Genomic DNA, 25,411 nt, shown 5'->3' with positions numbered 1-25,411 from the left:
GCAAAATTTTTATGGCAGTGCTAATACCAACACGTAACAAGTCAAATCACTCGGACTTGGTAAAGCTGTCATCTTTTTTGTTCCAAAAAAGCCGCCAACTTCACCAAACCGGTGTTTGAGGCGTTAAATGGCCAAGGACGATTGTTCATGAGTTTGATGAGAGCTATCGCTGCACTGTTTTCGTTAATTTATATTTTGTTTTTCGCCTCCGGCGCTTATGCGAAGTCGGAGGAGGAGTTGTTTTGGCTTCTTGTTGATCGTCGGATTGATGAAGAGAGAGTGCTTAGTGAGTTCGAGGCGCACGTTGGCAATGACTTTGAGATAAATAAGAGATTTTCCAGCGGTCCAACTACGAGGGATAGTTTTCTCCGAGTCGCTGCTTACAGGGGGTTTACCCAAGTTACAAAGTTTCTACTCAGTCATGGCGCAGATCCCAACCTGGTACTTGAGGAGAAAATTTGTTCCCCACTGGGAACAGCCCTCATGGGTGGTCACGAAGACGTAGCATTTCTACTTTTGAAGAACTCAGCTGACACGGGGCTTCCAATATGTTGGCCCGCGGGAGGAAGAAATATTGGGGATTCTGTGATCATGTATGACCTTTCGCTCCAGATGACTGAAATTATTATGAGGCGTCATGCTGAACTTGGTTATGATCTGAGCCCGGCTATTTTGCACCGCGCCATAGCGACTGATAATTTTGAGATTGCAGCGCTCTATCTGGATCTGACGCCAAACTATCGAAATGAGAAATCCCTTACTCTCGCGAAATCTCGCTCTGAGAGAATTTACAACTTGTTGCTTAGCTCTTGGCCCGAACTTCGGTTAGGTCCATTTAACCAATAGTTGTAGTACGTTTCGGGCCTTTGGCCCTCCACCGGACGCCCATTTCGCTGCGCTACACGGGCGCCGCTAAACAAGGGCGTTAGAAAAGGAGTTCGATATTGAAGTATGCAGTGTTCGTGTTTGTTTTGTTCGCTCTCCCGTCGATGGCTGTTCAGTCGTCGGAACCTGATCATAGGACGGCATTACAGTCACTAGACCTGAAAATGAGATGCCTCAAGGATATAGCGCAGCACAATTATCTGTTGCTATACGATTCAGAGATGAGCGATTCGGAACCGGGATACCTGAACGATGAAAAAGAGCAGAAGTTTGGTGCCTTCTTGCCCCACCTGTATTCGTTATGTGGGTGTGTAATCGAACAAGCCGCTGGAGACCTAGGGTTGGCTGGCGTTAAGAGCGCGATGGATTCCAATCGTTTCTGGGCCGAAGTCATCAGGAAGTATGACTCTGCTACTGGAGACAGCAGCTGCCCCCACGATCCGATGATAGTTAGGTGAGTGAACGGTGATTTCTAACCAGTGCAGGCACGGCGACGCCCACTACATTGCGCCTTCGGCTCCATTCCGCGGGCGCGCATGCTGCAAGCGTTAAATGCCTGGCTCCGGCGTTCTTTGGTTTCGTGTTTGTGCGCGGTTTGGCAGTTATTTTCGGGCAGAACACAGCCGCCGGTCTGGCAGCGATTTTGGTGGCCAATTCGGTGTTCGGGTCACGGGGCAATCCGGCGTAAACATCGGGCAACTTCCGTCCATTCGGTGTTCTGGTTCCTAGCGCCATGGGTTTGGCTGGTGCAAAGTATCGGGAGTGGGCATTCAGCCTTGGGTGCCGCAATAAATTGCCGGGCGGCCCCGGCTTTTAACAAGGCGCAGCAGTACGTGGCCTCCGGCCACCGGACGCCCTTGTCAGGGCGCCGCTGTGCTTCAGCGTTATGTGTAAATACAGGTTGAGTGGAAAAGCTGACGAAAAGGATTTTCATGGTTTCTGATAGTGCTGGCAGTGATGAGTAATCCAACATACAAGCAGTTTTTCTACAGGGTTGGCGGTGCCAGTTTACTTTTCTTTGTCGTTATTCAGCTTTCGCAAAAATATGCTCCAGAGTACACGGGCATTGCAGTATTGAGTGTGTGCGCACTGTGCATCGGTTTTGCTGCATATAGCGAATCAAAGGGTAAAAAGAAGTTGCGGGCCAAAAAAAGACAGCGCAGGAAACGTTAAGGGGATACACGATCATTCACATAACCAATCGCTCAAGTTTGTTCCCGGCCTGGCGGCCGTCCACCGGATGCCCTTGTCAGGGCACCGCTTAGCTTGGCGTTAGCTGGTAGTGCTTTGGTCTTTTTTTGGTGGTCGGGGTGCCATTGGCCTTGGCCGAAAACGGGTGACAAATCTGGTAGCGCGGTGGTGTTGCCAAGGCCCGCAAATGTGGCGTGCTGCTGGTAGCTCAATCGGTCAGCGGGGTTGGTAGTAAATGGGGTGTTCCGGTCGCGGGGTTGTCCGCCGAGAGTTGGTTCCTTGCTTACCTGCTACTCTGGCGTTCAGGTTCATTCGCCGCATCATTAGCGATGGTTTCAATAATGATGCACTGGCGAATTTGTGTGCAAGGGCGGCGGTGCAGGCTGCGAAGTTGATTGCCAGGGATCGGGCTTTCGTGATGCCCCCAGCTAACCAGTCGCTGTAGTACGTTCCCGGCCCGAGGGCCGTCCACCGGACGCCACTGAAGTGGCGCCGCTAAGCTCAGCGTTATATGAAAGGAGTTTATGCTTGGTTAACGTAGAGTATTTTGTCATCTCAATTCTTGCTGGCGCTCTCACCTCGCTGGTGTGTGCCATGAAAAAGATGGTCACGGACGATGAGTCTCAGCAGGATAATTTTCCAGACTCGGAAAAGGTTGACAATAAAATAACCCTTAAAAGACTGATATGGATGTTCGGGTGGATTTTTCAGGGTGTCATAGGCGGCTTAATAGTTGCATTTTTATTTGTTGAGCCAGTACGAAATGGCACGTTCCAAGCTGGCTGGGTTTTCGCGCTTAGCTTTGCAAGTGGCTCTGTCTCATGGACTAATCCAAAGAAATCTTTTGCAGCGATCAAAAATATTATCGGGTTTGGCAACGGTAAAAACGAAGATTGATCTAAGTGCTTACCCTGTACCTATATAACCAGTCATTCCAGTTCGTTCCGGCCCTGACGGGCCTTCACCGGACGGCCTTTTCTGCGCTTCGCTACGCAAAGTCCGCCGCTGAATATTGGCGTTAAATTTGAGGGAGCCTATGCAAGACTCTGGTTCGGGATTTGTCGGTACGTTGGAGTCACTTGCTCAGGCTTTTGTTGTTGCTTCGGTGTTGTGGATACTGTTTCTGATCGTGGCTTGGCCCTTCATTAACGTGTCGAGACTTGTTTTTTACGTGGTTTCTTGCGGCGCTATCAAGCCGACGTATCGACAATCTCTAGAGCATCAGGGGATTGTTGGATTGGCGTATCTGATTTTTATGCCGCTTCTTTTCTATCTGCACATCGTTTACGGGGCAAGGCTCTATGGCAATCAGTCAGGCTGAATTTAACCAGTCATTCAAGTTCGTTCCCGGCCTGACGGCCGTCCACCGGACGCCCTAGTCGGGCGCCGCTTAATATTGGCGTTAGGGTACAAATATGACATGTGATCCGCACTGGACTGCCTACATCGGGGCGCTATTGGTACCCACCGTGGCATTGCTCGGGTTGCTAATTGCGTATCGCCAATGGAGAACGGCGCAGAACAAGCTCAAGCTAGAACTTTTTGAAAAACGTTTGGCTATCTATAACGCCGCAACGGCCTTTATTAGCAGTGTTATGTCGAGTGGCAAAGCAACTGATGAGCAACTTCGAAACCTGATACTGGGAACCAAAGAGGCAAAATGGATACTCTCACCCAACATAGCAAAATATCTGGATGAGGAGCTTTACGCCAAAGGTGTTGACCTGCAGTGCCTTTCAGCAGAGCTTGAGGGTGTTCCGGTTAGCAAAGAGCGATCAACCAATGTTCATGAGCAGAGAAATATCAAGCTCTGGCTCAACGACCAATACAGGATTCTCGATGAGAAGTTCGCAGAATACCTGTCAATCAGCCACTGACCCTAACCAGTGCAGGCACGGCGACGCCCCTTACATTGCGCCTTCGGCTCCATTTCAAGGACGCGCATGCTGCAGGCGTTATGGGTATGGGAGTAACCATGAAAAAGTATAAGTTGCTGGCTGCAGATGGAACTACCGTCATTAGCGAAACGCCTGGAACCCTGGGCGGTAACTCTAAAGCCGGAATATACGGCCGTTTAGATTGCTCTGCAGCCAATGGTGCTCTATCAAAGGGCTATGCAGACCATCGCGTTTTCTTTGCGATTGAGCAGGACGCAATCAGCGCAGGGTATAGGCCCTGTGGAAGATGCATGATCTCACAATACAAAGACTGGAAATCCGGGCCTGATGGCAAGACTGACTATCCATGGAAAACCTTGCCACGCTAGCAACCCATAACCAGTCGCTGTAGTTCGCGGCCGATGGCCGCCGGACGCCCTTTTCATGGCTCCTTCGTCGCCATTACAAGGTCGCCGCTAAGCTCAGCGTTATAAGCCAAGGCTCTGGTAATTTTTTGGTGGTTAGGTGCATGAGCCTTGGCGGAAAATTGGGTGGTGATTTCTGATTTTCGGGTATGGCCAAGGCCGGCAACTTCGTCGTCCAATCTGGTAGCCAGTATCGGCCTCTTTCGGGTTGTCGGCAGGATGCCCAAGTTGTGGGGCAATTCGCCGAAAATTCCAATCGCGCCGGGTAGTCTGGTGGTTTGTATCGGTGCCGGATCGCGAGCAGGTGCGGGGCTTCTTTGGAGTTCGCATGCGAGCTGAGAAGTAGGACTGGAACTATCGGGTGAACCGGCTTCTAACCAGGCGGTCAACCGGACACCAAAAGCTTACTGCTTTTGGTTCCCTCCGCTGGCGCTCCGGTGCCGGTTACCTAAGCGTTATAAGCCAGGGCCCCAGTAGTTTTTTTGTTGGCTGAGTGCAAGGGCCTTGGCGGCTAATTTGGTGGTAGCTTCTGGTTTTCGGTTATGGCCAAGGCCAGCAACTCTGTCGTCTAATTTGGGTATCAGCATTGGCATCTTTCGGGGTTTCGGCCGGGTGCCCAGGTTGTGGGGCAATTCGCCGAAAATTCCAAGCGTGCCGGGTAATCTGGTGGTTTGTATCGGTGCCGGATCGCAAACAGGTGCGGGGCTTCTTTGGCGTTCGCATGCGAGCTGAGAAGTCGACTGGAAACCATCGGGTGAACCGGCTTCTAACCAGGCGGTCAACCGGACACCAAAAGCTTACTGCTTTTGGTTCCCTACGCTGGCGCTCCGGTGCCGGTTACCTAAGCGTTATAAATCACGGAGACTGCAACATGGATGAGATTTTGAAGAATGCCCTTGAAGACCATGGTGGAACTGATGTGGTCATTCCTTACAGTCAGGTCGCCCAAGTGTTCCCCAGCGATACCCCGCACCCTGACTCATTTGAGTACAAGGTCATAGATGAGGACAGGTTATTGTCGTGGGCACGGGAGAACTCGTGGAAAGTAGAGAAAGTACCTGCTAAAGCAGTCTCAAAAAATAGTCCACCGATCAGGTTTACCCGGATCAAGTAATTTATAACAAGTCGCAGCAGTTCGCGGCCGATGGCCGCCGGACGCCCTTTCCATGGCTCCTTCGTCGCCATTCCAAGGTCGCCGCTGTGCTCAGCGTTACATTCACAAAGGAAATCGAGTTTGACCTTCAAAGAAAAAATCTCAGCAATCAAAGAATGGTATGTAGATACAATAGATGCTTCAAAAAAATTTATTTACGCACAGATTGCAGCATACATTGTATTATTTTTATCATTATATAATTATGCTCATAAAGAGTTTGTCCTGCTTATTATCGTGTGCACGTTGGTAATTCCGTTTGCCATGATCGTAAGAATTCTCGCAGACAACTTAGCTTATTCATATCTTTCAGAAAAAATGTGGGGTAAGGCTGTCATAGCAGTGGTTATAGCAATATATACTGCCTTTTCAGCAGTGTGGGCTTCAAACGAAATTAACGCTATTTTTCGTGTAGGTGCTGCAAACCTTCCGTGGGCAACAAGCATACTAACTATCGTATATTTCTTTAAAAACGTCGTAATGGCATTTATTGGCAGCTATCTCGCACTCATTTTCTTTTACTGCATTTTTTGGATCGCAGACGTGCTAGTTTTTAGCTACGATGGTTTCACTAACTTTTTAAAAAGATCGGTATCTGGAGTGATGTTGGTTTTTGGTTTGGGGTTAGCTTCGGGTACTGCGGGAGCATTGACAAAAAATGGTGATTTTTTCGCAAAATACGTTGCTGTAAAAGCAGATTTTAGTACTAGCCATCGATGTAAAGGAATTCAGTTCAACAATATTGATGGTGTGCTTTTTCTTCCAAGCGGTTCAGTTTTAATTGCAAAACAAGTAGCCAGTGAAAAAGGTAGACCTGACTGGTCTTTTGACAGCAGCTCCTGTGCAATGTGAATCTAATCGGGTAGCCGAGGGTATCTAACCCCCGGCCCCCACAACACCCTGCATGCGGGTCCGCACAGGGCGTTTCACCGGGAATGGTGAAGCTTGATCCATCCATCGCGCAGTGATGTCAGTCCCTCGGCTTTCAGGTAGTCATTGGATAGTGCCTGTTGAATACCCGGCGTCTTCGAGCTGCGCCATGGGCCTTTGCTGGTGATGCCGCACGCCACTGCGGCCTGCACGTGAACACCCAACCTCATCAGATTTCTCACTTTGGTGCGTGGCTTGCGCCACTGTCGCCAGTAGGCCATCCGCACGCGGCGACGAATCCAGTGATCCAGATCGCAGCAGCGTTGATAGCCGGTAGCGACACCAAAGTAGTTGATCCAGCCCCGAAGGTACTGGCTTACCTTGAAGAGCTGGTAGTGCATCGACACACCCCAGTTCCGGTTCGTCAGTTCCCGGATACGTTGCTTGAACTTGCGCAGCGTGTCCGGGTGCCAATGGATCTGGGTTCCCTTGAAGGTAAAGCCCAGGAATTTGCTGTCATTGGTTCTGACCACCCGGCTCTTGGTGGTGTTGACCGTCAGTTTCAGGCGGTGTTCGAGGAAGTGGCTGATGCTGGCCAGCACCCGGTCGCCCGCGCGACGGCTGTTCACCACAATGGTGAAGTCGTCCGCGTAGCGGGCAAACCGATGGCCCCGCCGTTCCAGTTCTTTATCCAGCGGATCGAGCATGATGTTGGCCAGCAGAGGCGATAATGGACCGCCCTGTGGTACACCTTCCCGGCTCTCCAGATAGAGCTCGTTATCGATAATCCCAGCTCGCAGGTATCGGGCAATCAGTCCCAGTAAACGCTTGTCCCGGACCTTGCGGCCCAGGTGCGTCATCAGCAGGTCGTGATTGACCCGGTCGAAGAACTTCGACAGGTCCACATCCACGGTAAAGCGCCTCCTTTCCTTGAGGATGCTTTGTACCCGTCGCACCGCCTGGTGCGCGTTCCGGCCCGGACGGAAGCCGTAGCTGTCCGTTGAAAATCCCGGGTCGAACAGGGGCATCAGGATTTGGGCAATGGCTTGCTGAATCACTCGGTCTGTCACCGTCGGGATGCCAAGCTGTCGCTTGCCACCGTCCGGCTTGTCGATCTCAACCCGCCTCACTGGCGTTGGTTGATAATCGTCCGAGCGAATCGACTGCTCGACCACGGTCCAGTGGCCGGCCTTTACCCAAGCGGGAAATTCATCGATGGTCATGCCATCGACCCCCGCCGCTCCCTTGTTGGCTCGAACCTGCTTCCAGGCTTGTTGTAGATTAGCCCGTTGCAGTACAGCGTCGAGTAGATCGTTGCTAAAGACTGGCTTCATGACCGTATGCTGAGCCACGTCACTGCCGGACGGCATTCGTGTGATCAAGTCGGTCAAGGCTCCTCCTTTGTTCCCGGTGTTAGGCCCTTCACCCTGTCCCGTCCATTACGACGGGCATTTGGCTACTATGGCCGCTGCTGACTTCTGCTCAATCACCGGCGGAGTTACCGTTACCCCCATCGGCGCTATCGGTGTCCATCTCGTTCGCTCGCAACCGCCGATGGCAACGGCTGCGCCCAGGCTTGATCGACCAGTGGCCTGACTGGTAATTGACCGATCGCTCGTTGAGCAGACCTCCCCAGATAAGAACATAAACTTTCACTGCACAACCGCATCATTTACGGTGGCCGTTAGATCACGTGGCTTCGTCGTCTGGTGCCAACTCGCCTCCGGCCTACGCCTCATATGATGTTCTTGTTCATCAGCTCGCAGTTTTGCTAGCGGCTTCCTCCAGACCAACCCTCGCGGGTTGGCCCTTGCCATTCGCTAGTGGTTAGCGTTCAATCGGATAAAACCGGCTGAACGGTGATCTTCCCACAGGGGACTTTCACCCCATTAGTTCATGCCCATGCTGGGCGTACACAAGTTGTTGTAGTTCGTTCCGGCCTGCGGCCTCCACCGGACGCCCCTGTCGGGGCGCCGCTAAACCAGAGCGTTAGGCAAGAACTAAATTTAGGAATCTGAATGGAAAATCGAGTTCCACTGCCGACGGATAATATCTACAAGTTCTATGCCTTGTTTGGGCTTCTGCTGATTATTTTCTCAATCGGTGCAATGCTATACGTGAATCAGTCAACCAACGACTTAGCTTTCGAGGTGGCCGTCGAATATGAAACGTTGAAAGCTGAGCCGATGCGCTCAGTGGCAGATGGTGCACGATTTACGGTTCTAGAAAAGAAACTCGAAATTGCAGGGCAAAACAAGAAGACTTTCATGTTTTGTCTTGGGGTGATCATCACAACCGGGAGTTTCATGGTTTGGTACGGATTTAGGAAATGGCACACCGAAGTCCAGCCAGTGCAGGATGAAATAGCGAGGCTGAATCTCGTAAAGCTAAGACGAGAAGTCGGTGATGATGCCTAACCATTGCAGGCACGGCGGTGTCTTTTCCATTGCGGCGGTGCCGCCACTCCAAAGCCGCGAATGCAGCAGGCGTTAGGCATCCGTATGGCTGACATCCAAGCGAAAATGAAGGAAGCGAAGTTCTTTTTAGAGTTACTTGAAGCCCTTGAAAAGCGTGTTGATTCGTTAACCAACTTGGAGTCTCCTTCCGAGGAAGCATCGTTTTTACTGAGCGCTATATCAAACGCGTTTTACTCGGCTTTAGATCAATGGCGGAAGCAGAATAAGTCAAGACAGAGCCAGTATCAGGAGTTCGCTCGCCGATACCCTGAGATATACGGTTCTGATCGACAAGGAGGGTGGAGAAATACAACTGTTCATGTCTCCCACGTTCAAGTCTCGACTGCTGGGTATATCCCGCCCCCGGGCAATTCGGTTAACTTTGACTTTCGTGACGAGCCAAAATTGGGTCCGCATTACGCGCCGGGAGCGTGCAATATACGTCTGGGGCCGCAGTTCTATTTCTCACACGGTGGCAAGGAGATCCATGCCTTGGAGTTTTGCTATGAGCACTTTTATGCACTGCAAAAGTTTATCACCGAACAAGGGGCTGCCTAACCAGTGCAGGCACGGCGACGCCCATTACATTGCGCCTTCGGCTCCATTTCATGAGCGCGCATGCTGCAAGCGTTGAGGCTGTAGAAAAACCCCAAACTGACCCGGTTTTGATAGGATTGAGAAAACAAGACAAGGAGCTGTCGGCATGCCCCGCTTCAAACACTACAACTATGACCAGGATGCTATGGTCGTCATCAATTATCAGGAACAGCTCCAGCCCGGCACCTTCGAACACGCCGTTCATTACCTGATCGAACACAAGCTGGATCTGTCGGTGTTTCACCCCAAGTATGGCAATGACGACACGGGCCGCACGGCTTACGATCCCGCCATTCTCCTGAAGATCATCCTGTTTGCTTATTCCAAGGGCATTACCTCCAGCCGCGAGATTCAGTGGTGCTGCGAGACCAACATCCTCTTTAAAGCCCTGTCCTGCGATACCGTCCCGCACTTCACCACATTGGCCAAGGGAAACGGCCAAGGTAGTGAAGAGCAACGTCACCGATAACGAAAGCGGCAAAATGACCACCAGAAAGCCACGATCCAGGGCTATAACGGCGTGGCCACGGTAGACAAGAAGCACCAGATTATCATCGATGCCAACATGCGCTACCTGCACGAACACCAGATCAACGGCTCTATTCCGGACAACCGATTCCGCAGTCCTGATCCGAAGTTCGCGCAGCAGAAAGACAAGTATGGCAAGCGGCATCAACGTCCATCTGCCTCCACCTGGAAGCCGGTGATTCCGGCCAGTGGGTTCCAGTTCGATCCAGTCACCATGACGTGCATCTGTCCGGCAGGAAAACCTCTGCATTATGAGGGAACGAGAACGGACCAGGCCGGTGTCCCTCGGGCTCATTTCCAGGGTCGACTGCTTCAGTGCCGACACTGCCCGAAGAAGCATCAATGTATGCAGAACCCGGAGTCTGCCGATCACCGCAAAGGCAAAGGGCGGCAAGTCTCCTATACCCTGGAACTGAAGCGCGGGCCCACCTACACAGACTGGATGAAGCAACGTGTCGACAGCCAGCGGGGTAAAGAGGTTTAATGCTGGTGATAAAAGGCCCGGGAAGTGGCTCTTCTAAGTTGATGATGCCGGTTCCCATAACGTTCAAAGGCCGAAACGTCTGGCTGAGCATTGGAATCCGGATCGTCGGCCAACTGAAGGCCTCGACAAAAATTTAGAAACCAGGCGTTGGAAACGGCTCGGAATCGGGTTTTTCTACAGCCTCGTTAGCTGACAAGAAGCAATACTTCACAATAAAACAGGAGATAGCCATGAAATCGAAAGGAACTGCAACCCTAGTTGCCCTTGCGCTTACTGCCGTGATTACGATATCGACAGCAGAGGCGCAGACTGCGCCCACAATGAAGATGACCACAGACATTCCGCCGGGCGTTGTAATGCCGGATAGTGCAGAAACGCGCCTGGGAACACTGAATTTCTTCGATGGCTTTCCCGACAAACCCACTGTCCAAAAGATCTATGACAATCTTGACTTCCAGCGTGCCGTGCAGGCTTATCTTCTAGCGTTGGCACCAGTGAACATGACTGGACTGCGCGAGGGATTGCTAAAAGTCGGTCCTGCGAACGTTACGATTCCGACGTTTGAGGACAACATGAATGCCCGCTCTATTTTTCTCACGGCAAACGCAACCACGCCCTATACGTGGATATGGATCGACCTGCATGATGGTCCGATTGTGGCTGAAGTGCCCCCTGGGGTCCTGGGCATGATTGATGACTTCTGGTTTCGATACGTCACCGACATCGGTATCGTTGGCCCCGACAAGGGCATGGGCGGCAAATACCTGCTACTGCCCCCCGGGTATAAGGGTGAAATTCCGGAAGGATACCTGACCGTTCGAGTTCCCACGTTTGAGTCCATCCTCGTCTGGCGTAACATGCCTGTTAAAGGCGACATCAAACCCGCCATTGAGAATCTTAAAAAATACACTCGGATTTACCCCTTGTCGCAAGCCGCCAATCCACCGGCCAACACGTTCGTTAATGTTTCCAACCGCGACTTCAGCACAGTAGCTCGGGCGGATTACGGGTTCTGGGAACTTCTCAACCATGTCGTGCAGAACGAGCCGGTCGAGTCGCTCGATCCTGTCACATTGGGCTTTTTTGCCTCTATCGGAATCGAGAAAGGCAAGCCGTTTTCACCGAACGACCGCATGAAGAAGATCTTGACCGAGGCGGCAGTTGTAGGCGATGCCACTGCTCGCACGATCACCTATCAGAGCCGCATATCTGAGGCCTTTTATTATCCGAACAGCACTTGGCGGAAATGGTTGGGCGGCTACAAATTCCAGTCGCAGCCCGGCGTGAGTTATCTGGATGCTGCTGCCTTCTTTTATTTCTACGCGACAGGCGTGACACCTGCCATGGAAGCGGAAATGGTCGGCAAAGGCTCTCAGTATGCGGTGGGTATTGTGGACTCTCAAGGGGCTCCGCTTAATGGAGGTAACACCTACCGACTACATATCCTGCCTAACGCTCCGGCGAAGGACTTCTGGTCAGCAATCGTATATGACAATCAGACCCGCTCCATGCTTCAGACAGATCAAGATTATCCACAAGTAAGCAGCTTGGACGATGGACTGGTCATCAATCAGGATGGCTCAGTGGATGTCTACTTTGGCCCCAAAGCTCCTTCCGGCATGGAGAACAACTGGATTCAGACTATCCCCGGCAAGGGGTGGAACATGCTTTTCCGGCTATACGGGCCTCTTGAGCCATGGTTCGACAAGACTTGGAAGCTGAGTGAGATTGAACTGGTTAAGTAGCATATCTGTCAGCTAACAAGCGCAAGCAGTCGGAAACCAAAAGCTGTTGCGGGCGTTATTGGCTGGGGTTACTGACCTGCTTGCCCTGATTCCCGAGAGAATTCGTAGACAGCCAAGGCTGTTGGCGGCAGGTATTCAAAACCAGCTTTCAAGACAAGGAACACCCGTGAAAAAATTGATTCTGGCATTGGTTTTATTCAGTGGTGCATGCTTTGCCCATGAACCCGAGAAAGCTCCGGAACTTTGGTCCTGGTTTAAAGATCTCGATAAGTCTGCAGCAGCTTGTGAGATTCAGAGCTCGTTTGCGCTTCAGACAATCGGCCTGGAGAACCAGGTCGAGAACGAATACGGCATCTATGGAACCTACAAAGGCAACAGAGTGGTCGTCAAGTGCCTGGCTATGGGAGAAGGCAAAAGCAAAGTCTGGGTGGCTGTCGCTGGCCATGATAGAGATGCGGTTGAGCTCGTTCGAAACATGATCGTAAAAGCGATCATTTAGTGGATTGCACAATCAACATCAGCACAGCGACAACCCGGGATTTACCGGAAGAACAGTAATCTCAATGCACATTATAAAAGGGTCACAGGTATGATTTTCTTTGATGCTGCCCGTTGGCGGGGCGCTACCATTGTGGTGGCATTGTGCGGGTCGTTGGCCGGTTGCGCAGCTCTTTCACCTGCGCCGAACCTGACTTCCGATGAAAAGAAAGCCCTCAGTACCAGCCTGAACGAGAAATATCAGGCGTATCAGGATTGCATGGCCAGTGAATCCGATCGCTTCAGCCACATCACATCGGCACCACCTTCAGACATTGCCAAGGGCGCCCAAGCGGGTTGTGAAGCTGTTTTCAGGAGTTATCATCAGGCCGTGACAAAACATTTTACGGCCTTTGTATCAAGTGCCGGTCAAGCAGAAGCCCGCAGCCGGGCTGACCAGCATGCCAGCGATGCAAAAGATCGCACCTTGGGTCATGTTATCCAGCGGGTTCTGATCCAAAGACAATAAGCCAGATGTCTGCAGGATACGCGGCGTTGAACCTGCTATTTTCAGGTGTCTGATGCATAACGGTTTTGCTTTCAGTGGTGCGCTCGATATAAAGGAAATGTATGAAATTATTTGACTGGTTACCTTTTGGCCGTGTTTCCGAAATCTCGCCCGAAGCGCTCAAGGAGCAATTAGAGAGTGTTCAGCTAGTCGACGTAAGAACACTGGGGGAGTTCCAGAAAAGCCATATTCAAGGAGCAGTCAATATACCGATTACCCATTTTTCAAAGAAGGCAATCAGTGAGCTGTCTCTGGATCAGAGCATTCCCGTTGTAACAATCTGTTTATCCGCCCACCGGAGCATTCCTGCAACCCGCCAACTAAAGCAGCTCGGATATGATGTGAAGCAACTACAAGGCGGTATGGTGGCCTGGTGGAATAGAAGTTATCCAGTCGTTAGCGGGCAAGCGGAAAATGGCTGATTGTGGCCTTGAACTGCTCGATATTGTGGCGGAAACCTTCGCGCCAGCCGGGGCGCATGATGTCAGGTTCAGCATGGTCAGGTTTCAGGGGTAAAACGTTATGACTACAAAATTACGGGCTATTCGCGCTGATATTACGTCTCTGGCTGTTGATGCCATTGTGAACGCTGCTAATTCATCACTGCTCGGTGGTGGTGGCGTGGATGGTGCTATTCATCGTGCGGCCGGTCCTGAATTGCTACAGGAGTGCCAGTCGCTGCAAGGCTGTAAAACGGGCGACGCCAAGATGACAAAGGGATACCGTCTGGCTGCAAAGCATGTGATCCACACGGTTGGACCGGTTTGGCAAGGTGGCAACAGCAAGGAGGCTGAGTTGCTGGCTTCGTGTTATCGAAAGAGCCTGGAGTTAGCCGTTAACGCAGGTTTACGCTCAGTCGCATTCCCGTGTATCAGTACCGGGGTATATGGATTCCCGGCCGAGCCGGCGGCGAATATTGCCGTGAAAACCGTACGCGAAGTTCTACACGCAAACCCGGGACTCGAGGAAGTGGTTTTTTGCTGCTTCTCCGCTGGGGATCTGGATCTATACCAACGCGCTTTGCAATAGTGCCGCCTTGAACTCCTGCCGTTCTTGAGCACTAAACCTATATTGCCTAGAATGGCGCTCATTTTATTTAATGCAGGGCGCTACCATGAACGATACTAAATCGCTGCCAGAGTTACCGGATCGACTTTCAGGCAATCCCCATAGCAAGCACCATGTCGCAGAAGTTTTCGAGCACGAGATTGGTATTCTGCTCAACGGTAAAGAGCGCACCAATGTTGAGGAATATTGCATCAGCGAAGGCTGGATAAAAATCGCCTCGCCCACAGCGAAGGATCGTCGTGGACAACCACTTCTGATGACCCTGAAAGGAAAGGTTGAAGCCTTTTACCGTTAAACAGCAAGGTCGCCTTCAAGATTGGCGGGCTTAATCGCCTGGTTTGAATTTTTTAAGCCGGGCTCTCAACTTGAATGTAAGTAACCAGGTGCACAAGCCAAAGGAAAATCTTTGCACATAAAAGCCAGCCAAAAAAATTATGTCAGAAGGTTATTCCTTTCTCTGGCTGCAGCCTGGTTTTTATTAGTCCTGAATTCTGCAGTCGCCCAGACTACCAACGACATCGGACTGACCCAGGCCGAACGGGACTACCTAACCGCCAAGAAGGCGCTAAGTGTTTGTGTTGACCCCGACCGTTTACCCTTTGATGGGGTGGATGAGGATGGGCAACATGCCGGGCTATCAAAGGATTACTTTGATATTTTTTCGCGCATGTTGGGCGTCAAGATGGTTGTGCCGGAAGTCCAGGACTGGAACGACCTGATCAACAAGGCCAAAAGCCGCGAATGTGATGTGGTCGCCCAGATCAACGCCAGTGAAGAGCGACGATCCTTTCTGGATTTCACTACCCCGTACTTTTATCTGCCTTTGGCCGTTGTCACGCGCTATGACAGAATTTTCGTTGAGGAGAGCCTCGAGGGTGCCGGAACCCAGTTTGCAGTCATCAAGGGTGACATCGCGATTGAAAAAATCCGGCAACGCTACCCCGGCATTGCGCTCGTTGAGGTTAAGAATAATATCCAGGCAATGGAGCTTGTTTATGATGGAGAAGTCTTCGGCTATATAGGCGCACAAGGCGCGGTGGCCTTCGCCATTCAGTCCCTTAATCTGAATAAGCTGGCAGTTACCGGCAGCCTGCCACTTCGATATGAGCTATCTGTAGCTACCCGCAATGATGAACCGCTACTGAGTAGCGCGTTTGAAAAGGCCGTTCTTCATCTGGACCCTAAAGAAGGACAAAGTATTCGTGATAAATGGATCGCGATTACGATCGAAAAGGTGACGGACTATACCTTGCTATGGCTGACCTTACTGGTACTGGGGACAGTGCTTGTCGTCTCTTTATACTGGAACCGTTACCTGGCCAAGGCGAACAGGAAAATTCGCGATACGCTCAATGATTTGCATGATGTTCAGGCTCAGCTTGAGGATCAGAACAGAATGTTCAAGCAGCAGTCGATTACTGATGCCCTCACGGGAATTTACAATCGCCTCAAGCTGGACGAAGATCTTTCTTATGCCATCAAACGATCTAAACGCACGGAAAAGCAGTTTTCTGTCATCTTGCTGGATATTGACCACTTCAAGCTGGTGAATGACCGTTTTGGTCATCTCGTTGGGGATGAATTACTGAAAGCGTTTTCTTCCCTGTTAGTCGGCTCTGTTCGTGAAAGCGATATTGTCGGGCGTTGGGGCGGTGAAGAGTTTCTTATCATCTGCCCTGACACGGATCTTGCGGGTTGCAAGCAACTGGCCGAGCAACTGAGAAAGCGAATTTCGGAACACAAATTCCCGGAGAAAAGGCTGCTCACGGCCAGCTCAGGGATCGCGGCTCACCAACATGATGAAAAAGCAGATACCTTGATTGCCCGCGTCGACAAAGCTCTGTATCGAGCAAAGAAGCACGGGCGTAACCGCGTTGAGCCAGGCTAAAAGAGCGGAGCAGCTTGCTGAGGGGCCTTCCACGCGGCGGCCCTGTTAGAACTTGTAGTTCAATCCAACTGCAAACAGGTATGACGATTCATCGTAAAACCTGAGATTGGATTGAGTGTCGCCGTAACCTGCAAAAGAAATAAACGACCAGTCCTTCCACCCCATCACGTCCGGGTATTCGTAAGCTGCAAACAGGCTAAGCTCGTCATCTGATCGAGTCTTGCTAAACAGCGTGCTCGCACTGTCATATTCTCGTCTATCGTAACCCGCTGTCACCACCAGGCTGTGCTTGCCCAGAATATTGACCCAGCTGATGTCGGCACCATAGGAGTCGAATGAGCTTGCACGGCCATCAGCGTCACGTCGAATGTAGGTGACCGAAGGCATCAGAAAGCTGGTACGCGACACGATGAAGCGGTAACCGCCCTTGGCATAGTAGATCTCAGCATCGCGCGCCAGGTCAGTGCCGGCATTGAGGTCGTCCTCAACATTTGAGCGGGCGTAGGCAAGGTCCAGACTGAAGTTGGAACCTGAAATGCTCCCAAGCTTCAGGCGGTAGGCATTGCCTGTAATGTCGGTTTCCTTGCGTGCGGTGTTGAGCTGATAAGGATTTTGCCAGGCTTCCCCGGATATCACCGTTGGTAAAAGGGAAACATCCACAACGGTGCCCGAGCTGAGCTCATGTTTGTAACCCAGCTCCACCGCCAGGGTTCCTACCGCGACGTCTTCTCTTGAGGTACCAAAATAAACCTGCTGCCTGAGTTCCTCACCAAAGGTGTAGGCAATGTTTCCAAGCGGAGCTATAAGGCCTTGTGACTCACTGCTCGCCTTGTTATCGAGCGAATCAATGATTGCGTCACCCTCAACATTAAAGTTGGAGGCAGAAGATGTAATTACCGCATTCAATGACACCTCACCGCTAATTCCCTGCTGGGGCGCCAATTGAGCATGGCTGGGCAATGCAACGAACACGACAAAAAGTGCCAGGTACTGTTTCATTTAGATGCTCTACTCCAGGGCTCCAGGGATGGTTTCGGCGCTAAGGTGTTCAAAGCGCGGAGGCAAGATGAGTGCTGCTCAAGGCGCCCGCTTTCCGGGTTTCGCCTACCCAGTTGAGTACGTTCCGTTTCCCATGGCGGATGTGACCGCTGTTGAGTCACTCCATGAATAATTCTGGCCTTGGCTTCATAGCTTTGCGGCGACATTGTGGCATGTGGGAGTTACGAGGGTAAGGTAGAGGCGATACTCATGCATGATATACACAACCGCAATACAGATGGTCACATTTCTTCATGAACCTGGCCATAGGCGAGCATTGCGAACAAGCCTGTTCCGCCCAGAATGTTGCCGATCAGTACCGGGGCAATGTGGGAGGCCAGGCCGGTAAAGATATGCATTTCCCCATTCAGCACCAGAGTGAAAATTTCGTTTGACCCTGCAATTACATGGGTAAAATCGCCCGCCGCGATCAGCCAGGTAAACATAACAATAACCAACACTTCAGAGCCCTTCGCCGAAGGCAGCATCCACACCATTGCCGCTATGAAAAACCCTGATGGAATACCACGCAAAAACGTCTCGAACGGGGTCAGTTCGGCCAGATGGCGCGATATTTCCAGGATCGCCGCAAAGGTGTCAGCAGTAATGAGGCCGCCGTGAACGCCAATGGCGGCGGTGAAGAATGTGCCCACCAGGTTTGCCGCAAGCACGATGCCCCAGAGGCGCGCGGCGCAGTAGAAGCGGTTACGCGTCGGATCAGCCAGAACCGGAAGCACAACCGTGATGGTGTTTTCGGTAAATAGCTGAAGCCGGCACAGGATGACGAGTACAAATCCGAACGCGTAGCCAAGGCTTTCAATCAACGTAAGGTAGGCATGATCGGAGCCAAGATTGGAACGGATAATTCCCTCGACGAGTACCGAGGTCGAAATCCCGACCCCCGCTGCCACACCGGACCACCAGAGCGATGTTTTCGGGCGTTGGAGTTCGTCCTCGCCCTCGCGCAGGACAACGGAGTAGACAGTCAACGGTGAAAGGTTGCCGTGCTCGGCTACGGAATCCCGCTCTTTGCGCGTCAGCGACTTTTCACTCGGCGTTGGCGTTTGTTCGCGAGACTCGCGATCTTGCAGTCTGGCGCGGGACTCTTGCTCCTGCGCCGTTTTCTCATCACTCATTTAACGATCCTTTGGCCAACGATAGATACCCGAGTTGCTCTGAAATCGAGTCTTCCGGAATACTGTCATGATAACTATGATAGTCCAGCGACGATGAGTTTGAATCACTGGCAGGGAGAAGCACCATCAAATATCTATGGATTGGCATTTTCCTGGCCGTTTTGATCTGGTCAGGGATAAATCCGAAAGATCAGCTTACGTGGATGCTGGAGGTTTTCCCGGCAGTCGCTGGGGCTGTTGTTCTGGCCTTGACCTATCGTAGCTTCAGACTGACTTCCATCCTGTACTTTCTCATCCTTGCCCATTGCATCGTCCTGATGATAGGCGGCCACTACACCTATGCAGAAGTCCCTTTCTTTGACGGGCTTTTTGGCGCGGAGAGGAACAACTATGACAAGGTAGGCCACTTTTTCCAGGGTTTTGTACCTGCATTGATTGCCAGGGAAATACTGATCAGAAAGCAGGTAGTGAACGGCCGCTGGTGGCTAAGCCTGTTTGTAATCTGTGTTGCGCTGTCCTTCAGCGCATTTTACGAGCTTATCGAATGGTGGGTCGCCCTGCTATCTGGCGAGGGTGCGCACGCCTTTCTGGGAACTCAGGGTTATATCTGGGATACACAATCGGATATGGCTTGGGCGCTGGTCGGGGCCATATCGGCTCTGCTCATACTGTCCGGGTACCATGATAAACAGATCAGGGCACTCGGTCTGTCACCCGAATAGCCACGCCGCCACCCCGCGTTGCCAGGCATGGCGACGGCTATAAGCGGGAATTAGCGAGCCAGGCTCACGGCAACACCTGCAGATGCAGTCTCAACGGCATCCGCCAGCTTTTCTGCGGTAATGGCCGACAGGGTCCAGCCCAGATGGCCATGGCCCGTGTTATAGAACACGGTGGGAAGGCTGCCCGGCCCTACTCTCGGCATCATGTTGGGCAGCATGGGGCGCAGCCCGGCCCAGGGCACAACGCGCCGGGTACAAACGCCCGGGAAGCATTGCTCTACCCAGCGTGTAAGCGGGCGAATACGGTCATCCCTGATATTGCGGTTGTAGCCATTGAATTCTGCCGTACCCGCTACGCGGAAACGGGTATCACCCAGCCGGCTGGTTACCAGCTTGGTGGCATCGTCGAGCAGGCTTACGGTCGGTGCCGCTTTTTGTGAGGCCTCGTCGTCCAGCTCAACCGTAATGGAATAGCCCTTCACCGGATATATGTTAACGCGGTCGCCCAGCTTAGCGGCCAGCGCCCGGCTACCAACACCGGCACAAATCACTACGCCATCGTAGGTTTCACGGGTTTGCTGTTCGCCGTCAAATGAGGTTACCCACGCATTGGATTGATCCGCACTCAGTTCGGTCACCGTGTGTCCGTAGCATGTTTTCACCCCAAGGCGCAGAATTGCCTCGGCCAGGCCATTGGTAAACTTGTGGATATCGCCAGTCGAATCACTCTCGGTGAAAAAACCACCGTAATAGGTTCCTGCCAGAGTGGGCTCGATTGCACGCATTTCATCAGGTGTAACGGCGCGGCGCTCGAGGCCGCCAGCGGCGAGGAGTTTCGAGACATTCGCAGCGTGGTCGAAACCGGCTTTGTCACGATAGATATGCAGAATGCCCTGCTTCTTCAGGTCAAAATCGATGCCTTCTTCCTGCGCCCATTCAAACAGGAATTCCCGGGCGGCAATTGCCAAACGCGCGGTTTCGGTGGTGTTTTTTTCGTACTGGGGCATTGCGGCACAGAATTCGGCGAACCAGCTCAGTTTATGCCAGGAGGGCGTGGGATTGACCAACAACGGGGCGTCATTGTGAAACATCCACTTGATGCCCTTGGCAATGGTCTGCCAGTTATTCCAGACTTCGGCGTTGGAAGCCGACAGTTGGCCGCCGTTGGCAAAGGACGTTTCCATTGCCGCATAACGGTGCTTCTCGTAAACGGTGACATCGAAGCCGCGCTTGGCAAGTGTGTATGCGGTCGTGATACCGGTAATACCACCGCCAATAACTGCAATTCGCTTCATAGCAATCTCCAGGGAGCGTCCAGGGTTTCCTCTCTACGCAGCATGGTAGAAAGCACCCCTTCCGTCACGGGACCTGAGAGATTCACGCGCCGTTTTATAAAAACGGCCGCTTGCTCCTTCGGTGTGCCGGCTAACGCAGTTGCCGGCAGCTCTTCGGAAAGTCTTCATGTTAGCGGTCCGTTTGCCTGAGAGTTTCCGGGGCAGTTGCTCCTTCGGCGCCGACCACACAACCGTGTGATTCAGTCTCTCCCGCTAACACGTTGGATTTGCATTTAATCCTATCCTGCGTCACAACATAGCAAATAATTCGGCTCTACAACATCTTCTCTGCAACAGGAACGTGCTAACGTCCTTGCTGCCAGAGCGTGTCGTAACGGCTGATCAGCGATATGATTGATTTCGAAAATCAGACAATAAGGTGTCTTCTTTATGACGGAACTCAAACAGGTTGCAGGCCTTGATCCAAAACAGCTTCGCAATATTGAAGGCCACCTGGACCGTTGCTATATCCAGCCCGGAAAACTACCAGGCGCGCTCACCCTGGTGGCCCGACGCGGCGAAATTGCCTATGTTAAAGCTCAGGGCTTGATGGATGTGGAACGTAACAAACCGGTCAGCCGGGATACGGTGTTCCGCATCTATTCCATGACCAAGCCGATCACCTCTATCGCCATGATGCAGCTATACGAGCAGGGGCGGTTTTTGCTGGATGACCCGGTACACAAATACATTCCGGGCTGGAAAGGCCTGAGGGTTTATAAAAGCGGTGTCTATCCTGATTTTCTGACAACACCTGCAACCAACTTCATGACCATTCGCGACCTGTTCACGCACATGTCAGGCCTCACCTACGGCTTTATGAACCGCACCAACGTTGACGCTGCCTATCGGGAACTGAAGCTCGATGGTAGCCGGAATCTGACGCTGGAAGCATTGGTCGGCCACCTGGGGGAACTTCCACTGGAATTCTCGCCGGGAACAGCCTGGAATTATTCAGTCAGCACGGATGTGCTGGGGTATCTGGTGCAGTTGCTGTCTGGCCAGCCCTTTGATGAATACTTGCAAGAGCATATATTCGCCCCCCTGGGCATGGCGGATACGGGCTTCCACGTTCGTGACGATCAGCTTGAGCGCTTCGCCGCCTGCTATCAGTATCAACCCGGCGATCATTTCAAGCTGCAGGACGATCCGGAAACTTCAACTTTCCGGCGCCAGGGGACGTTTCTCTCGGGCGGCGGCGGGCTGGTCTCTACCATTGACGACTATTTCCATTTTGCCCAGGCACTTTGCCAGGGAGGGGAGTTTCAGGGGCAGCGGATTATTGGTCGCAAAACTCTCGAGTTCATGCGCAGTAACCACCTGCCCGGCAATCAGGATTTGCCTGGGCTCTCCGTAGGCGCGTTCAGCGAGACACCCTATGCCGGCAGCGGTTTTGGCCTGGGTTTTTCAGTAAAGACCGACGTTGCCAAATCACAGACCAATGGATCGGTTGGCGAGTACGGCTGGGGTGGTCTGGCGAGCACCAACTTTTTTATCGATCCGGTCGAGGAGCTGGTGGTCATCTTCATGACCCAACTGATCCCCTCCTCCACTTACCCGATTCGTCAGGAGTTGCGGGCTATTGTTAATGGAGCGTTGGTGTGAACCCCCTCAAAGGTAAGCGTTGACAACATTTGAGTCCGCTGAAGCGCCATCATAAACAATACGGCCATCGGTCAGGCGTATCGTGCGCGGGCAACGTAGGCTTAAGCGTGGATCATGAGTGACAATCACAATCGCGCATTTATGCTCAATGTTAAAACGCTCGAACAGGCTGAATACTTCATCTGCAGTTTGCGTATCCAGGTTACCCGTTGGCTCATCAGCCAACACTAATGCCGGCCGCGTAACCAAGGCCCGCGCAATCGCTACCCGCTGCTGCTGCCCACCGGATAAACGATTGGTTGGCTGGCGCATGTAGTCAGTCAACCCAACTTCGCTTAACAAATATTCGCCATAAGCAGTCTGCTCTGCCGAGGGTTTTCCGTAACGCAGCATCAGCGGCATCAGCACATTATCCAGCACGCTGAACGCGCTGATCAGGTGGTGAAACTGGAACACAAAGCCAATTGATTCACTGCGCAGTTGGGTGCGTTGCTGCTCGCTCATACCCTGGGTCAAATGCCCTTGAATACGCAGTTCACCCGAAGAAGGCTCATCCAGCAAACCCACCACATTCAGCAGCGTACTTTTTCCTGAACCAGACGTACCGACCAATGCAACCAATTCACCGGCGCGAACCCGCAGAGAAATATCGTGTAGAACATGATTTTCCAGCGGTGTTCCGGTGTTAAAAATCTTGTTCAACTTATCCAGCTGCAATACTACCTGCGGCACCGCAGAGCTCGTGAGTTCCCGAGGTCTAGACATAACGAATGGCCACTGCAGGATCATATTGCGCTGCACGGCGTGCCGGTATTGCCGCAGCAATAACACCCGCCGCCGTCGCAATCAGAATTGCCGAGAGCAGCATGAAAGGCTCCAGCCGAATCACAAAGAGGAGTTCGCCATATTTGTTTAACACCTGCACCAGGGTATAGCCGACAATCACTCCCAGTAGCGAGCCTGCCAGGCCCAGCAACCCCCCCTGCAATAGAAAAACCCGCAAAATTTGCTGCCGGGAACTGCCCATGGCACGTAAAATACCAATCTCACGGGTGCGCTGTACCACACTCACAGCCAGCACGCTGGCGATGCCGAAAATCACGGACAAAGCAACAAACACACGTATCATTTGTGTTGTCATGGTTTGTGAACTGAGCGCATTCAGAAGCTGGCCATTGCTTTCCATCCAGCTTTCTACATGCAGGCCGGTCAGGTTCTGAACGCGTTGCGCCCAGTATTCAGCATCGAACACGTTCGCAATCTTCAATTCCAGAATCGTAATACCGCCGGGCAGATCGAGAAGCGTTTGCGCTTGCTTCAGGTCGGTATACACATAGCGGCTGTCTAACTCTCCCACACCCAGTTCAAAGATGCCCGCCACGTCTACTACGACCTGGCGATTATCACCTGCATCCAACCGCAATTTATCACCGGTGCGCAGGCCTAAATCTTCAGCCAGCTGACTACCAATCAAGACATTGTTTGCCCCGACACTAAAGCGCCCTTCGCGTAGATAGCCTTTCAGATCAATGATGCCGGCATAGCGTTCTGGATCGATACCCATCAGCGCGATGGAGGCACGCGCTGTGCCTTTTTGCGCAAAGGCGGGGCCTGAAATAAGAGGCGAGACGGTATTCAATAATGCATTGGTATCCAGCGCGTTGCGCACTTCCTGCCAGTTATTAATGGTTTGTAAGCGCTGGGCGCGAGGGCTCTCAATCGCCCAGACATAATGACCGGCAGGAATGGCTGACAAGTTATTATCCTGCCGCGTCGCCTCAATGCGAATGTGCGCTTGCGTGCCCAGGGTCTTGTCTATGATGTTGTCCTGCAGTCCCATCATCAATGCAGTAATGAAAACGATCACCGCCGCGCCTACCGAAATCGCGACACTGATCAACAGGGTTTGTAGTGGGTTATCGGCTAAAAATCGCAGGGCAATCCGCCATTCAATCCAGAGAGAGTCTCGCAAATGACCTATGCGGCTAACGAATGACATGCTGTGCCTGCTCGAAGCGCACACGGACGCGCTGGCCATCGCTCAATGTATCCGCCTCCACCACCACATCGCCCTCAGCCAAGCCAGAGACGACTTCACTGTGGGTCATATTGCGCAAGCCCAATTGCACCTCTGCGGCGCTGACCTCACCATTTTGCCAACGAAAAACCTGTGGCTGCTGGCTCGAATCGAATCGCAAATAGTCGTTGGGTAACACCAAAGCACGCTCGCGTTCTGCAGCAATAATATTGGCAGAAACCGTCATTCCCTGAAGAAAGGCATTAGGCTCATTCGGGTTATCAGAAAGCACACTGATATGCACATCAATAGTTCCGCGAGCGCTATCCACTGCCGGGGCAATAAAACTCACTATGCCCGGAACCGTCTGTTCTGGCCACGCATCAGCAACCAGTTGTACCGGCTGATTCAGTTTCAGGGGGGCAAAGTTTTTCTCATCAAGCGCGACAACCACTTCGAGACCATCATTGCTTGCACCAACGCCACCAGCACCTTCGCTGCGGGCAATTTCCAGCAGTACTATGCCCGGCTGCACGAGATCACCGGGCTCTACATTACGCGTTTGGACGCGCCCGGAAAAAGGGGCGTAGATACGGGTTTTTGCAAGCTCAGCTTCGGCGCTCTCAATTCGCTGTTTGAGCAACCTCTCCTCCGTACTGTCGGCCGCCAGGGAATCTGCGACCAACTGAGCTCGGGTTAAAGCGGTTTTTGCATTGAGCTCAAGACGCTGCGCCTGTTCAGCCAGCTCGATGGAAATGGTGCCTTTATCGGCCAGGGCTTCCCGGCGTCGAGCTTCACGGCTGGCCTGCAACAAGTTATCACGCGCCTCAACCAAAGCAGCTTGCGCCTGTGGCCGACGGATCTTTTGCAATTGTTGAAGCAGGGTTTGCGCTTGGGCCAGGCGTGACTGTAATTCTTTGGGGTTAAGCTCTATGAGCAAATCCCCTGATTGAACCCGATCGCCTTCACGTACATGTCGCGCCGTAACGGTACCCGTGATTTCGCTACCGATGTGTGCCACTGACTGATAACGCACTTCCCCACTGGCCACGATGCGCAGCTCGAGCGGCATCAACTCAACCTTTAGCCCCGGGACAACCGGGCCTCGCCATTTTTGTACGCCCACAGCCAAACCAACGCACACCGCAACAATGACAATTCCATAAACTATGCGCATTTAAGCCTCTTTGGAGCACGGCTGAACCGGCTCGTTTGAATCGAGAAGGCAGGGATGCAGAAGTTCGATGACTGCGCCGCAACTACCAGTATTGTCACGCAATTCAGTAAAAATATCTTTACTGAACGAGCCGAACGGGCTTCAGTGGGTATAGAATTGATCTCAAGCAT

At 52.3% G+C, this 25,411-nt stretch carries 26 protein-coding genes, 1 pseudogene and 1 riboswitch; of the genes and pseudogenes, 20 read left to right on the top strand and 7 right to left on the bottom strand.

All coding sequences use genetic code 11. The annotated features are described in order from the left end of the window. The first annotated feature begins 147 nt into the window (after nt 1-147). The 8 genes from ACN0RL_RS15520 (at nt 148) to ACN0RL_RS15485 (ending at nt 6,383) form a co-directional block, all read left to right on the top strand. Nucleotides 148-846 carry an ankyrin repeat domain-containing protein gene (locus ACN0RL_RS15520; protein WP_417518394.1) on the top strand — a complete coding sequence of 233 codons (699 nt, stop codon included), beginning with the start codon at nt 148-150 and terminating at the stop codon, nt 844-846. Between the two features lie 996 nt (nt 847-1,842). Further along, entirely contained in the window at nt 1,843-2,058 is a 216-nt protein-coding gene (locus tag ACN0RL_RS15515) for a hypothetical protein (RefSeq protein ID WP_417518392.1), read from the top strand. 546 nt (nt 2,059-2,604) lie between these two features. Continuing rightward, nucleotides 2,605-2,973, top strand: a complete 369-nt coding sequence (locus ACN0RL_RS15510) for a hypothetical protein (protein ID WP_417518390.1) — start codon at nt 2,605-2,607, stop codon at nt 2,971-2,973. 139 nt (nt 2,974-3,112) lie between these two features. Continuing rightward, nucleotides 3,113-3,397, top strand: coding sequence for a hypothetical protein (locus ACN0RL_RS15505; protein ID WP_417518388.1), 285 nt, complete (start codon nt 3,113-3,115; stop codon nt 3,395-3,397). 94 nt (nt 3,398-3,491) lie between these two features. After that, the gene (locus ACN0RL_RS15500) at nt 3,492-3,953 is read left to right on the top strand and encodes a hypothetical protein (protein ID WP_417518386.1); all 462 of its coding nucleotides are present in this window, start codon (nt 3,492-3,494) and stop codon (nt 3,951-3,953) included. A gap of 98 nt (nt 3,954-4,051) precedes the next feature. Continuing rightward, nucleotides 4,052-4,342 (top strand): Ada metal-binding domain-containing protein, encoded by a 291-nt coding sequence (locus ACN0RL_RS15495; RefSeq protein ID WP_417518384.1) that lies wholly within the window; start codon nt 4,052-4,054, stop codon nt 4,340-4,342. A gap of 907 nt (nt 4,343-5,249) precedes the next feature. Further along, complete coding sequence (locus ACN0RL_RS15490) at nt 5,250-5,492, top strand: hypothetical protein (RefSeq protein ID WP_417518382.1); 243 nt, start codon at nt 5,250-5,252, stop codon at nt 5,490-5,492. Nucleotides 5,493-5,612: 120 nt separating this feature from the next. Beyond that, a complete protein-coding gene (locus ACN0RL_RS15485; protein ID WP_417518380.1) occupies nt 5,613-6,383 on the top strand; it encodes a hypothetical protein in 771 nt (256 codons plus the stop codon). A 74-nt stretch (nt 6,384-6,457) separates the two neighbouring features. Here the strand turns inward: ACN0RL_RS15485 and ltrA are convergent, their stop codons facing one another. Then, nucleotides 6,458-7,792, bottom strand: a complete 1,335-nt coding sequence (gene ltrA / locus ACN0RL_RS15480; RefSeq protein ID WP_417518378.1) for a group II intron reverse transcriptase/maturase — start codon at nt 7,790-7,792, stop codon at nt 6,458-6,460. Between the two features lie 627 nt (nt 7,793-8,419). Between ltrA and ACN0RL_RS15475 the strand changes: the two genes are divergently transcribed. The 10 genes and pseudogenes from ACN0RL_RS15475 to ACN0RL_RS15430 all read left to right on the top strand — a co-directional run bounded on the left by ACN0RL_RS15475 (nt 8,420) and on the right by ACN0RL_RS15430 (nt 16,212). After that, on the top strand, nt 8,420-8,818 hold the full coding sequence (locus ACN0RL_RS15475; protein WP_417518376.1) for a hypothetical protein: 399 nt from the start codon (nt 8,420-8,422) through the stop codon (nt 8,816-8,818). An 84-nt stretch (nt 8,819-8,902) separates the two neighbouring features. Beyond that, nucleotides 8,903-9,415: a hypothetical protein gene (locus tag ACN0RL_RS15470; RefSeq protein ID WP_417518374.1), complete on the top strand. Its 513-nt coding sequence runs from the start codon at nt 8,903-8,905 to the stop codon at nt 9,413-9,415. A gap of 145 nt (nt 9,416-9,560) precedes the next feature. After that, nucleotides 9,561-10,463: pseudogene (locus tag ACN0RL_RS15465) on the top strand (transposase); the annotation flags it as partial. 233 nt (nt 10,464-10,696) lie between these two features. Further along, on the top strand, nt 10,697-12,211 hold the full coding sequence (locus ACN0RL_RS15460) for a DUF1254 domain-containing protein (RefSeq protein ID WP_417518372.1): 1,515 nt from the start codon (nt 10,697-10,699) through the stop codon (nt 12,209-12,211). Nucleotides 12,212-12,377: 166 nt separating this feature from the next. After that, on the top strand, nt 12,378-12,710 hold the full coding sequence (locus ACN0RL_RS15455; RefSeq protein ID WP_417518370.1) for a hypothetical protein: 333 nt from the start codon (nt 12,378-12,380) through the stop codon (nt 12,708-12,710). 90 nt (nt 12,711-12,800) lie between these two features. Continuing rightward, nucleotides 12,801-13,217: a hypothetical protein gene (locus tag ACN0RL_RS15450; RefSeq protein ID WP_417518368.1), complete on the top strand. Its 417-nt coding sequence runs from the start codon at nt 12,801-12,803 to the stop codon at nt 13,215-13,217. Between the two features lie 101 nt (nt 13,218-13,318). Next, nucleotides 13,319-13,678: a rhodanese-like domain-containing protein gene (locus ACN0RL_RS15445; RefSeq protein WP_417518366.1), complete on the top strand. Its 360-nt coding sequence runs from the start codon at nt 13,319-13,321 to the stop codon at nt 13,676-13,678. Nucleotides 13,679-13,778: 100 nt separating this feature from the next. Further along, nucleotides 13,779-14,285: an O-acetyl-ADP-ribose deacetylase gene (locus tag ACN0RL_RS15440; protein WP_417518364.1), complete on the top strand. Its 507-nt coding sequence runs from the start codon at nt 13,779-13,781 to the stop codon at nt 14,283-14,285. A gap of 85 nt (nt 14,286-14,370) precedes the next feature. Further along, the gene (locus tag ACN0RL_RS15435) at nt 14,371-14,619 is read left to right on the top strand and encodes a DUF3297 family protein (protein WP_417518362.1); all 249 of its coding nucleotides are present in this window, start codon (nt 14,371-14,373) and stop codon (nt 14,617-14,619) included. Between the two features lie 111 nt (nt 14,620-14,730). Continuing rightward, nucleotides 14,731-16,212: a diguanylate cyclase gene (locus ACN0RL_RS15430; RefSeq protein WP_417518360.1), complete on the top strand. Its 1,482-nt coding sequence runs from the start codon at nt 14,731-14,733 to the stop codon at nt 16,210-16,212. Between the two features lie 45 nt (nt 16,213-16,257). On the opposite strand, the gene ACN0RL_RS15425 is transcribed toward ACN0RL_RS15430, so the two are convergent. Together ACN0RL_RS15425 and ACN0RL_RS15420 are read right to left on the bottom strand one after the other, a co-directional pair. Then, on the bottom strand, nt 16,258-17,211 hold the full coding sequence (locus tag ACN0RL_RS15425; protein WP_417518358.1) for a DUF2860 domain-containing protein: 954 nt from the start codon (nt 17,209-17,211) through the stop codon (nt 16,258-16,260). A gap of 281 nt (nt 17,212-17,492) precedes the next feature. Then, nucleotides 17,493-18,386 (bottom strand): formate/nitrite transporter family protein, encoded by an 894-nt coding sequence (locus ACN0RL_RS15420; RefSeq protein WP_417518356.1) that lies wholly within the window; start codon nt 18,384-18,386, stop codon nt 17,493-17,495. A gap of 203 nt (nt 18,387-18,589) precedes the next feature. Here ACN0RL_RS15420 and ACN0RL_RS15415 point away from each other — a divergent pair, with 203 nt between their 5' ends. Further along, nucleotides 18,590-19,108, top strand: a complete 519-nt coding sequence (locus tag ACN0RL_RS15415; protein WP_417518354.1) for a DUF2238 domain-containing protein — start codon at nt 18,590-18,592, stop codon at nt 19,106-19,108. A 50-nt stretch (nt 19,109-19,158) separates the two neighbouring features. On the opposite strand, the gene ACN0RL_RS15410 is transcribed toward ACN0RL_RS15415, so the two are convergent. After that, nucleotides 19,159-20,403 (bottom strand): D-amino acid dehydrogenase, encoded by a 1,245-nt coding sequence (locus ACN0RL_RS15410; RefSeq protein WP_417518352.1) that lies wholly within the window; start codon nt 20,401-20,403, stop codon nt 19,159-19,161. A 163-nt stretch (nt 20,404-20,566) separates the two neighbouring features. Further along, a riboswitch (glycine riboswitch) is annotated at nt 20,567-20,665 on the bottom strand. A 167-nt stretch (nt 20,666-20,832) separates the two neighbouring features. On the opposite strand from ACN0RL_RS15410, the gene ACN0RL_RS15405 reads away from it, so the two are divergent. After that, nucleotides 20,833-22,047, top strand: coding sequence for a serine hydrolase domain-containing protein (locus tag ACN0RL_RS15405; RefSeq protein ID WP_417518350.1), 1,215 nt, complete (start codon nt 20,833-20,835; stop codon nt 22,045-22,047). 6 nt (nt 22,048-22,053) lie between these two features. On the opposite strand, the gene ACN0RL_RS15400 is transcribed toward ACN0RL_RS15405, so the two are convergent. The 3 genes from ACN0RL_RS15400 to ACN0RL_RS15390 are packed head-to-tail and all read right to left on the bottom strand — an operon-like array spanning nt 22,054 to nt 25,241. Next, nucleotides 22,054-22,812, bottom strand: coding sequence for an ABC transporter ATP-binding protein (locus tag ACN0RL_RS15400; protein ID WP_417518400.1), 759 nt, complete (start codon nt 22,810-22,812; stop codon nt 22,054-22,056). Beyond that, nucleotides 22,805-24,085 (bottom strand): ABC transporter permease, encoded by a 1,281-nt coding sequence (locus tag ACN0RL_RS15395; protein ID WP_417518348.1) that lies wholly within the window; start codon nt 24,083-24,085, stop codon nt 22,805-22,807. Before ACN0RL_RS15395 ends, ACN0RL_RS15400 begins: the two co-directional genes overlap by 8 nt. Further along, a complete protein-coding gene (locus tag ACN0RL_RS15390) occupies nt 24,033-25,241 on the bottom strand; it encodes an efflux RND transporter periplasmic adaptor subunit (RefSeq protein WP_417518346.1) in 1,209 nt (402 codons plus the stop codon). The genes ACN0RL_RS15395 and ACN0RL_RS15390 overlap by 53 nt, the downstream gene beginning before the upstream one ends. Between the last annotated feature and the right edge of the window lie 170 nt (nt 25,242-25,411).

This window comes from Marinobacter sp., assembly GCF_048259445.1.
Classification (GTDB): Bacteria; Pseudomonadota; Gammaproteobacteria; order Pseudomonadales; family Oleiphilaceae; genus Marinobacter.
The sequence above is the reverse complement of the archived record's forward strand: the minus strand, read 5'-3'. Positions and strand labels throughout refer to the sequence as shown.

What these genes read in the sequence shown, in the direction of transcription:
- ACN0RL_RS15515 (WP_417518392.1), top strand. Translation starts at nt 1,843, where the DNA reads ATGAGTAATCCAACATACAAGCAGTTTTTCTACAGGGTTGGCGGTGCC.
- ACN0RL_RS15470 (WP_417518374.1), top strand. Translation starts at nt 8,903, where the DNA reads ATGGCTGACATCCAAGCGAAAATGAAGGAAGCGAAGTTCTTTTTAGAG.
- ACN0RL_RS15505 (WP_417518388.1), top strand. Translation starts at nt 3,113, where the DNA reads ATGCAAGACTCTGGTTCGGGATTTGTCGGTACGTTGGAGTCACTTGCT.
- ACN0RL_RS15475 (WP_417518376.1), top strand. Translation starts at nt 8,420, where the DNA reads ATGGAAAATCGAGTTCCACTGCCGACGGATAATATCTACAAGTTCTAT.
- ACN0RL_RS15500 (WP_417518386.1), top strand. Translation starts at nt 3,492, where the DNA reads ATGACATGTGATCCGCACTGGACTGCCTACATCGGGGCGCTATTGGTA.
- ACN0RL_RS15435 (WP_417518362.1), top strand. Translation starts at nt 14,371, where the DNA reads ATGAACGATACTAAATCGCTGCCAGAGTTACCGGATCGACTTTCAGGC.
- ACN0RL_RS15395 (WP_417518348.1), bottom strand. Translation starts at nt 24,085, where the DNA reads ATGGCCAGCGCGTCCGTGTGCGCTTCGAGCAGGCACAGCATGTCATTC.
- ACN0RL_RS15495 (WP_417518384.1), top strand. Translation starts at nt 4,052, where the DNA reads ATGAAAAAGTATAAGTTGCTGGCTGCAGATGGAACTACCGTCATTAGC.
- ACN0RL_RS15410 (WP_417518352.1), bottom strand. Translation starts at nt 20,403, where the DNA reads ATGAAGCGAATTGCAGTTATTGGCGGTGGTATTACCGGTATCACGACC.
- ACN0RL_RS15460 (WP_417518372.1), top strand. Translation starts at nt 10,697, where the DNA reads ATGAAATCGAAAGGAACTGCAACCCTAGTTGCCCTTGCGCTTACTGCC.
- ACN0RL_RS15415 (WP_417518354.1), top strand. Translation starts at nt 18,590, where the DNA reads ATGCTGGAGGTTTTCCCGGCAGTCGCTGGGGCTGTTGTTCTGGCCTTG.
- ACN0RL_RS15490 (WP_417518382.1), top strand. Translation starts at nt 5,250, where the DNA reads ATGGATGAGATTTTGAAGAATGCCCTTGAAGACCATGGTGGAACTGAT.
- ACN0RL_RS15420 (WP_417518356.1), bottom strand. Translation starts at nt 18,386, where the DNA reads ATGAGTGATGAGAAAACGGCGCAGGAGCAAGAGTCCCGCGCCAGACTG.
- ACN0RL_RS15390 (WP_417518346.1), bottom strand. Translation starts at nt 25,241, where the DNA reads ATGCGCATAGTTTATGGAATTGTCATTGTTGCGGTGTGCGTTGGTTTG.
- ACN0RL_RS15440 (WP_417518364.1), top strand. Translation starts at nt 13,779, where the DNA reads ATGACTACAAAATTACGGGCTATTCGCGCTGATATTACGTCTCTGGCT.
- ACN0RL_RS15520 (WP_417518394.1), top strand. Translation starts at nt 148, where the DNA reads ATGAGTTTGATGAGAGCTATCGCTGCACTGTTTTCGTTAATTTATATT.
- ACN0RL_RS15405 (WP_417518350.1), top strand. Translation starts at nt 20,833, where the DNA reads ATGACGGAACTCAAACAGGTTGCAGGCCTTGATCCAAAACAGCTTCGC.
- ACN0RL_RS15400 (WP_417518400.1), bottom strand. Translation starts at nt 22,812, where the DNA reads ATGTCTAGACCTCGGGAACTCACGAGCTCTGCGGTGCCGCAGGTAGTA.
- ACN0RL_RS15445 (WP_417518366.1), top strand. Translation starts at nt 13,319, where the DNA reads ATGAAATTATTTGACTGGTTACCTTTTGGCCGTGTTTCCGAAATCTCG.
- ACN0RL_RS15450 (WP_417518368.1), top strand. Translation starts at nt 12,801, where the DNA reads ATGATTTTCTTTGATGCTGCCCGTTGGCGGGGCGCTACCATTGTGGTG.
- ACN0RL_RS15425 (WP_417518358.1), bottom strand. Translation starts at nt 17,211, where the DNA reads ATGAAACAGTACCTGGCACTTTTTGTCGTGTTCGTTGCATTGCCCAGC.